Annotated in this window: 11 protein-coding genes; 5 read left to right on the top strand and 6 right to left on the bottom strand. The window is 58.0% G+C overall.

Features of this window, described 5'->3' with window-relative positions; genetic code table 11:
- Positions 1-3: 3 nt before the first annotated feature.
- Positions 4-486 carry a transcription elongation factor GreA gene (gene greA, locus AC13Q5_RS20275; RefSeq protein ID WP_488502934.1) on the bottom strand — a complete coding sequence of 161 codons (483 nt, stop codon included), beginning with the start codon at positions 484-486 and terminating at the stop codon, positions 4-6.
- A 212-nt stretch (positions 487-698) separates the two neighbouring features.
- Here greA and AC13Q5_RS20270 point away from each other — a divergent pair, with 212 nt between their 5' ends.
- Together AC13Q5_RS20270 and AC13Q5_RS20265 are read left to right on the top strand one after the other, a co-directional pair.
- Positions 699-2,351, top strand: a complete 1,653-nt coding sequence (locus tag AC13Q5_RS20270) for an alpha/beta hydrolase (RefSeq protein WP_488502933.1) — start codon at positions 699-701, stop codon at positions 2,349-2,351.
- Between the two features lie 205 nt (positions 2,352-2,556).
- Positions 2,557-3,183, top strand: a complete 627-nt coding sequence (locus tag AC13Q5_RS20265; protein WP_075852990.1) for a LysE family translocator — start codon at positions 2,557-2,559, stop codon at positions 3,181-3,183.
- Positions 3,184-3,210: 27 nt separating this feature from the next.
- On the opposite strand, the gene AC13Q5_RS20260 is transcribed toward AC13Q5_RS20265, so the two are convergent.
- Positions 3,211-3,894 (bottom strand): GNAT family N-acetyltransferase, encoded by a 684-nt coding sequence (locus tag AC13Q5_RS20260; RefSeq protein WP_075852989.1) that lies wholly within the window; start codon positions 3,892-3,894, stop codon positions 3,211-3,213.
- Positions 3,891-4,385, bottom strand: a complete 495-nt coding sequence (locus tag AC13Q5_RS20255) for a MarR family winged helix-turn-helix transcriptional regulator (protein ID WP_075853263.1) — start codon at positions 4,383-4,385, stop codon at positions 3,891-3,893. The genes AC13Q5_RS20260 and AC13Q5_RS20255 overlap by 4 nt, the downstream gene beginning before the upstream one ends.
- Before the next feature lie 639 nt (positions 4,386-5,024).
- Here AC13Q5_RS20255 and AC13Q5_RS20250 point away from each other — a divergent pair.
- From AC13Q5_RS20250 to AC13Q5_RS20240, 3 genes are all read left to right on the top strand, one after another.
- Positions 5,025-5,834 (top strand): WecB/TagA/CpsF family glycosyltransferase, encoded by an 810-nt coding sequence (locus AC13Q5_RS20250; RefSeq protein ID WP_488502932.1) that lies wholly within the window; start codon positions 5,025-5,027, stop codon positions 5,832-5,834.
- Positions 5,831-7,084, top strand: a complete 1,254-nt coding sequence (locus AC13Q5_RS20245) for an FAD-dependent oxidoreductase (protein WP_488502931.1) — start codon at positions 5,831-5,833, stop codon at positions 7,082-7,084. The genes AC13Q5_RS20250 and AC13Q5_RS20245 overlap by 4 nt, the downstream gene beginning before the upstream one ends.
- 112 nt (positions 7,085-7,196) lie before the next feature.
- The gene (locus AC13Q5_RS20240) at positions 7,197-8,081 is read left to right on the top strand and encodes a hypothetical protein (RefSeq protein WP_075852987.1); all 885 of its coding nucleotides are present in this window, start codon (positions 7,197-7,199) and stop codon (positions 8,079-8,081) included.
- A gap of 121 nt (positions 8,082-8,202) precedes the next feature.
- Here the strand turns inward: AC13Q5_RS20240 and AC13Q5_RS20235 are convergent, their stop codons facing one another.
- The 3 genes from AC13Q5_RS20235 to AC13Q5_RS20225 are packed head-to-tail and all read right to left on the bottom strand — an operon-like array spanning position 8,203 to position 13,108.
- Positions 8,203-9,756, bottom strand: coding sequence for a hypothetical protein (locus tag AC13Q5_RS20235; protein ID WP_488502930.1), 1,554 nt, complete (start codon positions 9,754-9,756; stop codon positions 8,203-8,205).
- Between the two features lie 59 nt (positions 9,757-9,815).
- Positions 9,816-10,949 carry a glycoside hydrolase family 5 protein gene (locus tag AC13Q5_RS20230; protein ID WP_488502929.1) on the bottom strand — a complete coding sequence of 378 codons (1,134 nt, stop codon included), beginning with the start codon at positions 10,947-10,949 and terminating at the stop codon, positions 9,816-9,818.
- Positions 10,946-13,108, bottom strand: a complete 2,163-nt coding sequence (locus AC13Q5_RS20225) for a GumC family protein (RefSeq protein ID WP_488502928.1) — start codon at positions 13,106-13,108, stop codon at positions 10,946-10,948. The genes AC13Q5_RS20230 and AC13Q5_RS20225 overlap by 4 nt, the downstream gene beginning before the upstream one ends.
- Positions 13,109-13,301 lie beyond the last annotated feature (193 nt).

The raw sequence follows: 13,301 nt of genomic DNA, 5'->3' as shown, positions 1-13,301 counted from the left end.
AACCTATTCGATCGCGGTGATCTCCAGCTCTTCCTTGCCAAGGGTTACGATATCGCCAACCACCTTCCCCATCAGCAGTCTTGCAACGGGCGAGACATAGGAAATCGAACCCGCCTTGGGATCGGCTTCATCCTCCCCGACGATGCGATATTTCTGTATGCGGCCATCCTCACGGCTATAGGTGACCGTGCTTCCAAACGCGACGACATCGGACGTGTCGGGAACCGGCACGACTTCAGCGGTGCGAAGCCTCTCGGCGAAATAGCGCGCATCGCGCAACGGGATGGCTGTCTGCCGCCGGCGTTCGTTGATGTCTTCGATTGTGATCGCTGCTTCATAGGCTTTACGCGCCTGATGAAGCTGCAATTCCAGAGCTTTCAGGCCCGCCGCCGTCACACGGTTCGGATGCGGAGAAATGGGCCGGTCGGGCAGCACGGTTTCCGCGGCCGTTTCAGCGCTTTCTTCCTTCATGAACGCAGTGCTCAATTTCAAACTCCATTCCTACCGGCAAATCAGCCCGATACTATAGACCAGATGGCAGGCTGGGCGAAATGCAGATGGTCGATCAGCGCAATCCTACGAATATGTTCCGGGAGATCGCCTTGGCATTCCGAACGCCATTGCGTAGCATCGCACGAAGCTGCAACACGTCCTGCGGGCAATCCTGGCCCGTGCCAAAGCTATGATGAAGGATCGCCATGCGCCGTTTGGACCAGGAGATGTTCCGCTCCCTCTCTCTCCTCGGCATGGTTCTGGGCCTGATCTTCTTCGCCGCATCTCTGACGCCCAGCCTGATGCCGCGGTCCTATCTCGTCCAGGGCGCCCTCTCCGGGATCAGCGCGGGAGTCGGCTACATGATAGGCACGGCACTGACCTGGCTCTGGATCTATTTGCAGCTGCCCGTTCCCAGGCGGTCGCTGAGGTTGGCCCGCTGGTCGATCGGCATTGCCTGCCTGCTTCTCTGCATGGCGGCGCTCTGGCATGCGACTTTCTGGCAGAATTCGATCCGCATTTTGTGGAAGATGCCGCCGATTGCCACCGCCGACCCTTACTGGCTTGCGGTCGTGGCAGCGGCGACCTTTCTCATTACGCTCATTGTCGGGCGTCTCTTCCGCATCGCCAGCCTGCTGTTTTCACAATGGCTTTCGCGCGTCGTGCCGAGCCGGCTTTCAAAGGTTGTCGGAGCCTTGCTTGCCGTTGCACTGTTCTGGTCGATCGGCCAGGGCATATTGCTGCGGCTTGCACTCGATGCCGCCGATGCCTCATTCAAGCAGGCGGACGCGTTGATCGAAGACGACCAGCCCATGCCGCAGGCTGACATGAAGACCGGCAGCTCCGCCTCGCTGGTTGCCTGGCAAGGACTAGGACGCCAGGGCCGGTATTTCGTTACGTCGGGGCCGGGCGCCGGCAATATTTCAGGCTTCTGGAACGGCCCGGCAAAGCAACCGCTTCGCATCTATGTCGGCTTGAACAATGCCGAAACCAGCAAGGAGCGTGCAGCGCTAGCCTTAAAGGAGATGATCCGGCAAGGCGCTTTCGATCGTTCCATGCTGGTCGTGATCGTGCCGACCGGAACAGGTTGGGTAGACCCGGCGGCCATGGACACGCTCGAATATCTGCAGCATGGCGATGTTGCCAGCGTCGCCGTGCAATATTCCTATCTGAGCAGCTGGATGTCGTTGCTGTTCGAACCACAACAAGGCGAGGAGACGGCCATTGATCTATTCGATGCCGTCTACGGCTATTGGTCGAAACTGCCTCGTGACAAGCGACCCAAGCTCTATCTTCATGGCTTGAGCCTTGGCGCGATGAACTCGCAGCTATCCTTGGATATCTACAATATTATTGGCGATCCGGTGAACGGCGCACTCTGGAGCGGCCCACCCTTCCGCAGTACCAGATGGAAAGCGGCAACTGCGGCGCGAAGCCCCGGCACACCGGAATGGCTGCCGAGATTTCGTGACGGTTCCGTGATCCGCTTTGCAAACCAGGAGCACGCGCCGGATCAGTTCGCCGCTCCCTGGGGGCCGCTCAGAGTCATCTATCTGCAATATGCGAGCGACCCGGTGGTATTCTTCGATGCCACCTCAGCTTTTCGCGAGCCGGCATGGATGAAAGCGCCTCGCGGGCCTGACGTCTCGCCGGAACTCACCTGGATACCGGTCGTCACCATGCTCCAGCTGCTCTTCGATATGATGATCGCAACGACATCGCCGATCGGCTACGGGCACATCTATGCGCCCCAGCATTATATCGATTGCTGGGTATCGCTGACCGATGCACAAATCTCCCCGGAGAATCTCACACGCCTGAAATCGCTCTTCGCCGCCCGTTTCGGGATGACGAACTAGGGCGTGCACAGGCGAACATGTGCGAATGTGGACCATTGATCTCCGGCGACAGTTCATTGCACTTCGGCGAGCTGTCGGCGCGAACCCAACATGGTTGTTGCAACGATCTCCAAATCGATTAGTCTTCAAACCAGCTAACGACGGCGGATACGAAGTTTCCATGTTGCGGGGGACTTTGCCGCAGCACCCAACTTCAGAGAGATCGATGGTCAGCCTCGGTGTTTTGACGACTTATATATTGGTGGTGCTTGGCCTCATGGTCATTCCAGGACCTGCCACCTTGCTCACGCTCGCCAGAGCAGTCAGCGGCGGCAAGCGCGTAGGGCTGGCAACTGGCGTTGGTATCGCCGCCGGCGATCTTTTCCACACGATGATGGCGACTTTCGGATTGTCGGCATTGCTCGCCACATCCGCGCTGGCCTTCGAGATCGTCAAATATGCCGGCGTCATCTATCTGATCTATCTGGGTTTCAAGGCCTTTGTCGAGAAAAGCGGCAGCATCGATCTGCCGACTGCACAGGCCATAACCCCCATGCGAGCGTTCCGACAGGGTTTTTTCACCGAGATACTCAACCCGAAGACCGCACTTTTCTTCCTGGCCTTCCTGCCGCAGTTCATCCATCCGGAAAGCGGCTCCGTCATCGCGCAATTCGCGCTGCTGGGAGCCATCTTTGTGACCCTCAGCATCGGGGTGACCTCGCTTCTGGCGGTCGGTGCCGGCTCGATCGGCGGCTGGCTGCGCCGCAACCGCACCATCGGCCGATGGCAGGGAAAGGTCATCGGCACGATCTATATGGCATTGGGCCTGAGGCTCGCCCTGCAGCAGCAGTGATCCGTCTTTACGGCGCCGAAGGGAAAATCAAACCGGCTGCCGTTTGACGACACAGAAGTTCATCTCCGAGCGGATGCGAAAGCCCATTGCTTCATAGAGCGCGATGGCTGGCGCGTTCGTCATATAGGCATGCAGATAAGCGGTTTCGCCCCGTGCCGCGATCTCACCAGCCACGAAGCGGAAGAGCAGGGTGCCAAGGCCGCGCCCCTGAAAATCCGGATGGGTGCAAAGGCCACTAAGCTCGGCAAATCCCGTCTGGCGCATGCGCTGGCCTGCCATGGCAACGAGGCGCCCATCGATTTTCACACCCCAGAAGGAGCCGAGGCTCTGCGCGCGCAGCGTGAACGGGCCAGGTTTGGTGAGTGTGGCAAGCGCCAACATATCGGCGGCATCGGCCTCCGTCAGCGGCTCGATCCGGGGATCCGAGATACGCTCGGAAGAGCGCTGAGCCATCATCTGCACAAGCCTGGCATTCGAAAGGGTTATCAACCCTTTGGGAACGATGATCGGCTCGGCTTCGACGATCGCCATGACCTCTTCTCCCGAAGGCAGCTTTGCCAAGGCGTCGAGACTTTCGACCGAATTATCCGCAGACGCCGCAAAGGGCACGATGGAAGGCGGGTAGCGGCGCGCCAGCGCGTTGCCCTCCGCCAGCGAGGCGTGGGCGGTTTCAAGGGCACGCCAGATCGGTCGGTCGAGAATGTGGCTCATCGCTGCTGCTCCTTGCCAAAGTCGCCGCGTCGCCTGAGCGGAGCTTCGGCTAGCCCGTCCTCGATTGCGGCCAGTTGTTGCAATATCGGCCCGGATAGATCGCCGCAGAGCTCACGAACCGCCTGCTCTATGCGCGGCCAGACGGATTTTTTCGAATAATCGATGAGTTCCTGTCCCTTTGACGTCAACGAGATCAGACGACGACGCTGGTCTTCGGTCGAGGCCTGCATGTCGACATAACCCAATTCCAGAAGCTGTGAGACGGTGCGCGTTGCGCCCGGCTGGGTGATGCCGACAGCCTGGGCAAGTTCGCCGATCGTCAGCGGACCAGCGCGATCAATGGCTGCGAGAAACGGATACTGGGCAGACTGCAAAGAGACGTCCAGCTCCTCCATGATCTGCTGCGTATCGGCCTGCAGACGCTCGCCGATCCGGCGAAATCGGCTGCCGAGACAGAGGAAACCCATCGCCCTTACAATATCTTCAGTCAAAGCGATCTCCATTTCTCAAATTACATAACTAGTTATATAATTCGTTATGCGACTGTGATCAAGCCGCTATCCCTCATTTGGAGGATGCGCACCACACATACAATCTCAATGATTGCATTTACCAAGCAGTCCCGCCTTTTGCCGATCGCTGCCATCCAAAAGTGAACTAACGCTAAGGTCGTATGCTGTTTGAATCTGGAACGCACAAAAGGATCGCTTTGGGGAGACGCATTGCTGACAGGAGCCTCCTCATATCAGCCCGACACCACGATGCTTCCCATTTCTCCACGCGAATAGAATTATTCATGAAGCGCCCAAGGCACTGAAATAATTTAAGAATATTCATCTCTTTTCGGGAGATTCAATCCTGCGTTAAGTTAAGTTTATACGCATATTATTTATTTAGAAATTTACATATTAACTGAATACTAATAAATGCCTTAACTTTCCGAGTCATATTAGCTAACCATTACGCAAGTGGAGGTAATGGTTGTGCAAGATATTGGTACAGACTCTCAAAGATATTCAGGAAGAGCTTACTCAATCAAAAATGGTGCTCAGAAATCCGACTCCAAGCGCCTGGACGCCACCGGTGCACATCTTGTTTCCGAAGAGCCGATTTCAAATCAGGAGAGCCAGATGCAGTCCGCAGATGCGCCCGAACATGGAGCCGCCATTCCTGCTCAAGACTATCCACTTACGCTTCCAAGCGTAATGATCGGCGGGTTACCCATCACTGTCGTCAATCGACGCAACGCCGCCTCCTTCATGATCGATGTAGCGCGGAGACGCCGCCGCGACAGCCGGCCCTATTACTTTACCTCGGCCAATGGCGAGGTCGTTGCACGCGTTCACGCGGATGCCAATATCGCCAAACTCTTCCAGGAAGCGGATCAGATCCTGGCCGACGGCCAGCCGCTCGTCATGGCCTCGCGCTTGCTCTGCAGGGTGCAACTTCCCGAGCGCGTAGCGACAACCGACCTCTTCCACGATGTTGCCGAACTGGCCGAAAAAGACGGCATAAGCTTCTATCTTCTAGGAGCGACCGAGACGGCAAATCGTCAAGCCGTCGCCGCCGTGCAAGCACGCTATCCCGACCTGCGCATCGTAGGCCATTGCCACGGCTACCTTGCGGGAGAAGCCTTGGAACGGAAGCTCGACGAGATCAACGCGCTCGCCCCCGATATATTGTGGATCGGCCTCGGCGTTCCGCGCGAACAGATCTTCGTGCATGACTTTGCCGCGCGACTTGCCAATGTCGGCATCATCAAGACATCGGGCGGGCTCTTCGACCATCTGGCGGAGAGAACGAAAAGGGCGCCCATCTGGGTTCAAAGAGCCGGTTTTGAGTGGTTCTGGCGGATGGTGATGGAACCCCGCCGTCTGTTCTGGCGCTACCTGACGACCAATCCCTACGCCATCTACGCGATCCTGAGGTATTCGAAATGATGAATAGGCGATATCCCGAACTGCAGACCAGCGAAACGGACACCGACATCGCCATTGTCGGCGGCGGGCTTTCCGGCACGCTTGCGGCCTGCCTGCTCGGTCGAGCTGGCTATCGCGTGACGCTCATCGATCGTCATCGCGTCTTTCCCCAGGAATTCCGCGTTGAAAAAATCGGTGGCGAAGCAATCGAAAAACTTCGGCGACTTCAATTACTTGCGCCTCTGTCGACTGCCGCCGTACCTTTTGACGAAATCGTCAATATGCACAAAGGGCACGTGGTGGACCGGACATATGGCCAGCACTATGGATTTTTCTACAACAGGCTCGTTACGGCGATGCGGAGCGCACTGCCCGAAACGGTGAACTTCGTGGTCGGTCAGGTCCGCGGCTTGCGGATCGGAGCTGCTCAACAGCAGGTATCGATCCTTGGCCGGGACGAAATCACCACGCGATTGCTGGTGATCGCAACAGGTATGGGCGATACCTTGCGCCGGGATCTCGGTATTCTGCACCGACAGATTAGCGATAGGCGCCCGCTCGCATTCGGGTTCAACATTCGTCCGCTGTGCTCCAACAGATTTCGCCACACCGCCCTGACCTATCATGGCGACGGCGATGGAATCGACCATCTCAATCTCTTTCCGGTCCCTGGTGCGACACGAGCCAATCTCTTCCTGTTCCGAGATCCGCGAGATCCCTGGGTCAAGTCGCTACATGATGATCCGAAGCAGGCGCTCACGAATGCTTTCCCGTCACTTGTCGACACCTTCGGTGATTTTGAAATCGGCAGCCGGATCGATAGCTGGCTTACCGATATAACAGCGGCCGGCAATTGCCGGCAGGATGGCGTCGTGCTGATCGGAGATGCCTATCTGACCTCCTGTCCGGCAAGCGGCCTAGGTGTCAGCCGGCTTCTGACTGATGTAGAGCGTCTGTGTTGCGCGTATATTCCACAATGGATGACAGAAACCTCCATCGATCATACCAGGATCGCCACCTATTATGACGACCCGGAAAAGCTTGATATGGACATCAACTCGGCGCGAATGACCGATCATCACTTCAATCTGGCGACCAAAACCGATGTCGGGTGGCGTCTGCGCCGCCAGTTCCATTTCGTGCGGCGGCGCGTACTGTACGGTATCGAAAGCATCAGTCCTGCTCTTGCCGCAAAGCTTCATCAACTCAAGACGATACGCGCCAGGTCTGCACTGCGATCGGCCGTGCTGAACTCGAAACCGATGGCATAGCCGGACTGGCAAGCAGGAAATTCTGCTTCGGGAATATGCATCAGTAGAAATATTGTACATTCCGAAGATGTGAGGAACACAGTTCTGTATCGCTAATATTATGGGGTTGAACATGGCAGTTTTAGGCGCATTTCCTCCTGGACTTACTTGCCGGCCGATCGAGGAGAACGATTGGGACGGTATCATCGATTGCCTGCGCAGAAATTTTCCGACGCGCGATCGAGGCTATTGGAAGCGCGCCGTCACACGGATGGAAAAACGGCCTTTCGTGCCCGACCTACCGAAATACGGCTTCGTTCTGGATATGTCCGGGCGCATCGTCGGCGTCCTGCTGGCGCTTTATTTTCGGCATGAAGGACTGGAAGGAGAAGAGCTACGCTGCAATCTATCGAGCTGGTCTGTGGATCCGGAGTACCGCGCGTTTGCCGGCAAGATGGTTATCGCGGCGCTCAGACGAAAAAACGTTACCTACATCAACGTCTCTCCGGCCCCGGGGACGATAAAGGTCAATGAAGCGCTCGGCTTTCGCCGCTATGCGGACGGGCAGCTAGCGTTTCTGCCGATGCTGAGTGCTGCGAGGCGGCCTTATCGCGTGCTCGAAGCCCGCTCTGATCTTCCGGAAATGTCGATGCTTTCGGAGGGCGATAGAGAGATTCTTCTCCAGCATGCGGCACTCGAATGCCTGTCGTTGATTTGCGTCGACGGTGACGAGGCCTTTCCCTTCGTTTTCAAGACACGCCGCATCTTCCATGGCACAGTTCCGAGTGCCCAGGTGATTTACTGCCGCACGCCCGCGGAGCTTAGCCGGTGCGCAGGCGCGCTTGGTCGCCATCTCCTGCGAAAAGGCATATTTCTCTGCGTCGTCGACGCGAACGGGCCGGTGCCCGGTCTCGTCGGCCGCTACTTTGCCGGAAGCGGGACCAAGTATTTCAAAGGCCCGAAGCCGCCCTCGCTCGGAGACCTGACATTCACCGAGCTCGTCATCTTCGGTTTCTGATCCTCACAAAGAGCCGATGCCGAGCTTTTGGAGTTTCCGCAAGGCCTAGGCACGTTCCAATCGTGCTATTCGTTCCCTCGGGCGAACGGCGCCATGCGGGTACGATTGAATATCGGCCGAGTCATAGTTGCCGCGACAGCCTATGTTCGCCCGACTGGCTGAGCAGACCCCTCGAGATGCCGAGCGAGCGCCATCGCGTTCCAAAGGAAACACCGACCAGCAAGAGGCAAAAGCCGAGCGCAAGAGGCGAAAAGAACGCCTCTTCCTGCAATACGGCATTGGACGCGATCGTGACGACCGCGACGAAAGCGAAGAGAAAATCCGGGGCACCGGTGGCAATCAGCTGCCTGCGAGCCGATAGCGCCAATGCGGCAAGAAAGCCGAAGAAGACGAAGCTGCCGACGCCCATCTGGTAGAGCATGATGCCCACGGCGCTTTCGACGGGCACGGAGGCGACGCCCTCATCCTGCGCCCGGTCCCAATCCAGATTGAGACTTGTACTCGAAAGATTGCCGCCGATCCCCAGGCCCTGCCCGAGCGGATTGTGCAGGAACTCGCGAACACCCGCGATCAAGCCCAGAACATGGTAATCGCCGTGCGTCGCGCCGAAAAGGATAGCGGCAACCGTCCAGACGACAGCCAGCGTGACAACTGCAAGCAGCGTCAGGTCCGCACGCGAAGGGCGATAGATCAACCGAGCGCCGATCGCCACAAGCAGCATGAAGGTCGCACCCTTGGAGCCAATGACGAGCAACAGCGGCAACGCGGCAATCGGTAGCAACCAACGTCCTCTGAAGAGGAGCCAGGCAGACATGATGCTCAAGCCGTAGGCATAGCTGATCGGGTGAAAGTTCGGGCCGCCATTGCGGAAGATTGGCGGAAACAGGTCGCTGAACAGCTTGATGTTGAAGAAGGTCGTCATCATCGTGTCTTCGATACCGCGAAGCACGAAGCCGGTTTCCCTCAGCTTCTTTTCCCAAACACCGGCCTCGATCTGCGCCTTCAGGCCACGGTGAATATAGAGATCGCCGTGGAACAGGCTGAGGAAATCCATTCGGAAGATCTGCTCCAGATAGCCGTAGATGATGGCAACAGCGCAGAGCCAGAAAATGCTCTTGCGCAGATCAATGGGATATAGACTGGCTGCGAGAATTGCGATGTGGAAACATGCAAGCGGCGTGATCGTATTGCGGAAATAGATGACTGCATCCTTCGGTCCGCCGTGGACAGCCCCAAGCGCAAGATAGAAAGTAACTATGCCGCAGAGTACGAAACTGAATATCAGCCAGGGCCGCAATTCGGCCAGAGCCCGCACACGATATTGAAAGGAGGCCATGACGAAGGCGACGAAGGCAGTCATCAGGATGACGAAATTGGCGCCACGCAATGCATCGAATGTATTATGATCGGGCACGAAGGGGGTGAACCAGGCAACCACGAGGTTCTGATAGAGAAAGGAACAGGCGATGACGATCGGGATGCAGCCGGGCTGAGCGATCGACAGGATGAGCGTCATGGCAAACGTCGCGGCAACCCCGAATGGCGTCCAGACGGCGAATGCCGAAACAGAAGCGATAACCGCCAGAATGGCGATGCAGAGATGGAACATGGCATCCGAGCGCAGCGATCCCCGGCCTCCCGACCCGAGGCCGACGCGACTTTCCGTGACGCTCATCACCAGTCTCCATCCGTTCGCATCAGTTGTCGTTCCGCAATGCCGTATCTCCTCGCATCTCAACCTCCGCCATGGCCATCCAGAAGCGCGGCAATCATGGCGCCGTCGAAGCCCTCGATGCTGGCCCGGCTTTTGATGATGCCGAAACCCTGATCGAGCTCCCAATAGGCCCAGCCGACCTGATTGGCCTCCGCCGCCTGCCTCACGGCTCGAACCCAGAATCTTCTGCTTTCGGCATCGACACAGAAATTCAATACGCCGAACTCATTCATCATCACCGGACAGTCATGCGTCTCCGACCAGCGCCTCAATCGCACGAATTCGGAGGCGATCGCCGCTTCGGTCCAGGGCGTCGTCAATTGTTCCTCGATGAGGCTTGCGGCCTGTTCATCTCCGTCGGCGCGCAGCTTGTCGATGCCCTCCTGCACGAGAGGCGTTTCGATGGTCGCTGGAAAGGGCAAATTCGAAATCCGGGCAAGCGGAGACGCATCCCAGGTCTCGCATTGGTGGGTGAAGGCCGTGGGCGCATAGAAATGAATGGCGGCAATCTGATTGCCGTCAGCAAGAGGCGGCGTCTCGCCAATTTCCCAGATGCCTTGCGAGGGCGAAGGCCCCCAGATCAGCGTGTGGCTGGGGCATTTGGACCGCACGACCTCTGCAAGCCTATCCCGCAATTGAAGCCACGCGTCACTCCGCATGGGCGGCTCATTCAAGAGCTCCGGATAGACCTTATCACTCGGGAGGTTGGCAACGACGCTGCTCAACGCCATCCATGCCTCGGCCGCCCTTTGCGAACCAGCCTCGAAATCCTGACGGAGAGCCGTGTGCAGACTTGCAGAGGGATGCATGTCCACAAGGACGGAAAAACCCAGCCGATTGAGGTCAGTCACGCCAGCCTCGATGCGACGGAGCGTGGTCGTGTCACCTGCCGACAAGAGATCGCCATTAACCGGCAAGCGGATTGTTTCAAAACCCGATTGACGAAGCTTTTCGAGCATAGCCTCGCTTGGTGCCACCCCATCGCTTTTATCGAACCATCCGGGCAGATTGATGCCGCGCGAGGGTACTCTGGGCTTGGCCGTCGCGCTCGTCCCGCCGGCAGCGGGAAGAGCAGCCAGAATGGAGCCTCCTGCCAGCTTGAGAGCACTTCGGCGTGATATCATCGTCGATCGCAAGCCACGTCCCACGATCATCCCCTTGCAGAGATCCGGTCGCCCTGCCCTCCGTTGTCAGCCGATCGGATCGGTCGTACCACCTGGCTAACGCGCACATCGATATGCTCCGGCGCAATTGTCAGCGTGGCGCTGCGCCTGATTTGATCGGCATCGAGGCGTTGACGAAGCATATTGGCGATTTCGCCCGCCTCTTCCCCGGGGCTGAGCGCGAAAAGCATGAGATCCGCTTCGGCAAAAAGCGCCGGGTCCCAGTTGCCGTCAATGATGGAAGACCCCATCAGAAGGACGAAATCGAAGGCACCGGCATCGGCCAATATGTCGTCCAGGCTAAGGCGCACCGGCGACTCCGCGCCCTGCGTTGTGGACCTGTTGTACACGACGGTGCGCAGACCGCTCGCGCCGCTGATGAAAACGCCGTTACCGCTGCGCGCTGGCGCTGCCATGCCGGGCTGATCGCCGAACTCGACCACCAGCACATTCTGTTCGGCCTGTTGGAGACCGAGGCCGACCATGGCCCCTGCGAGTCTCGCCGCCAGCGGCGTATGAAGCGAAGAGACCAGCAGCACATAGGGTTTCGGATGCTCCGTCAGATGCGAAATGATGTGTCGCATGAGCTGCAGCACATCGCGCGAAAAGGCTTCGTTTCCGGCCTGGAAAAAGCGTCTTCGCATCGCGCGTATGCTGAGATAGGCGCCGGCACCAGCAACGCCCGGAAGCCGATACTCTCCAAGATTGACGGGCGCTGGTTCCGGCTTTGCGATTTCCGGCAAAGGATCCTTGTGGGGCTCGACGTCGAGGAGGCTACGTCTTATGGGGCTTGTCGGATCCTGTTCCGGCTGGTGTTTCGGCCCGCGCACCAGAGCAAGACCGCAACCGATGATAAGACCGAGCACGGCGCTGACAGGCAACAACAGTAGCGGTTTCGGCCAGGTCGGCTGCACCGGCGGAGCAGCGGCGCTGATCACCCGCGCCTCCTGCAACTGCAGGCCCTGCATCTGCGACGTCTCTTCAGCGCGCTTCAGGAAATCGTCAAGCACCGTGCGCGCGGCCTTCGTCTTCGCCTCCAGCTGCCGCAACTGCACCTGCGCCGCATCCGAGCTTTCCAGCCTTTGGCGGAGGTCATCGAGCTTTTTCTGCAGTGCCGCGACATTCTGCGTGGCAAGATCGGATTTTGCCTTCAGTTCCCGCGTAATGCGCTGCGCCTCGACGGCCATGAGGCCCTGCATCCTGTCCAACTCGGATCGCAGTCTTTTGATGATCGGATGACGCGGCTGGTACATGGCTTCGTAATTGGCGAGATCGGCCGCCCGTTGATTGTAGTTCTCGCGGAGTTTGACTGTTGCCTCGGAAGAAAGGATTTCCGAAAGCTTGGCGAGCCCGGCGGGCGATGTGCCTGCGGCCACGGCCTGAGCATATTTATCCTTGGCCTGATCGGCGTCGCTTCGCGCGCCGATCAACTGATCCGTCAGCTTGTCGATCTGTGACTGCAACGTGCCGCCGGCGGAAGCATCGAGAATCTGATGCGAGACCTTGAAATCCCCGACTTCCTGTTCCGCATCGCTGACGTTCTTTTGGAGATTGCCGATCCGGCTCGCAAGCAGCGAATTCACGTCGCTGTTCGCAGTCTCCCGCTCACCCGATAGACCGGCCTTGTAGCGGTCGACGATGGCGTTGGCGATCCGTGCCGCCTTGTCGGAATATCGTGACGCGAAGCTGACATCGATGACATAGGTAAGCCCGGCACGTTCTACCGTGACAGCACGCTGGAAGCTTTTGAAGATCGAATCCTTCGTGGGATGTGAGGCCAAGCCAATACGCGACAGCAGACCGCCACCCGCAAATTCCGGATCGTTCTCGATGTTCTCGCTCTCAAAGACCTTCATCAGCAGGTCGCGCGATTCAATGACGAACACCTGGCTTGCGATCGCCGCGCTGTCGCTGCCGATGCCAGGTAGAACATTGTTGAGATTCGTCGCGCGCGGATCGCGCGGATCGATCATGACCGAAGCCGTCGCGGTATAGCTCGGCTTTGCAACGGCAAGGTAGGCCAGCGTCAGGAGAAGCACGACAACGGTGCTTGCCAACACGGTCAGCCAGCGTTGCCACAGGATGGTCCACACGGCACCGACATCGAACAGCGGCGGAAGCGAGCGCTCGTCAATGTTAAACGGCTTCATCCAGTTCCTCTCCGCGACTGCGGATCTCCGGCTCATCGCACATCACTAAATTCAGTATTAGTGAATAATGTTAATCATCCGTTGAATTTACACCAGAGCGTGTGATCGACTCGAGACATCGCAAGTAACCATGTTGCGACTTCATTCTAGCGCGAGCATGAGTACTTACGATATTAGAGATACACTCTATTTC

This window comes from Martinezella sp. CNPSo 3964 (genome assembly GCF_057784375.1).
This window is presented reverse-complemented; position numbering and strand designations above follow the sequence as displayed.

What these genes read in the sequence shown, in the direction of transcription:
- AC13Q5_RS20260 (WP_075852989.1), bottom strand. Translation starts at nt 3,894, where the DNA reads ATGAGCCACATTCTCGACCGACCGATCTGGCGTGCCCTTGAAACCGCC.
- AC13Q5_RS20225 (WP_488502928.1), bottom strand. Translation starts at nt 13,108, where the DNA reads ATGAAGCCGTTTAACATTGACGAGCGCTCGCTTCCGCCGCTGTTCGAT.
- AC13Q5_RS20245 (WP_488502931.1), top strand. Translation starts at nt 5,831, where the DNA reads ATGATGAATAGGCGATATCCCGAACTGCAGACCAGCGAAACGGACACC.
- AC13Q5_RS20240 (WP_075852987.1), top strand. Translation starts at nt 7,197, where the DNA reads ATGGCAGTTTTAGGCGCATTTCCTCCTGGACTTACTTGCCGGCCGATC.
- AC13Q5_RS20230 (WP_488502929.1), bottom strand. Translation starts at nt 10,949, where the DNA reads ATGATCGTGGGACGTGGCTTGCGATCGACGATGATATCACGCCGAAGT.
- AC13Q5_RS20250 (WP_488502932.1), top strand. Translation starts at nt 5,025, where the DNA reads ATGCAGTCCGCAGATGCGCCCGAACATGGAGCCGCCATTCCTGCTCAA.
- AC13Q5_RS20235 (WP_488502930.1), bottom strand. Translation starts at nt 9,756, where the DNA reads ATGAGCGTCACGGAAAGTCGCGTCGGCCTCGGGTCGGGAGGCCGGGGA.
- AC13Q5_RS20265 (WP_075852990.1), top strand. Translation starts at nt 2,557, where the DNA reads ATGGTCAGCCTCGGTGTTTTGACGACTTATATATTGGTGGTGCTTGGC.
- AC13Q5_RS20270 (WP_488502933.1), top strand. Translation starts at nt 699, where the DNA reads ATGCGCCGTTTGGACCAGGAGATGTTCCGCTCCCTCTCTCTCCTCGGC.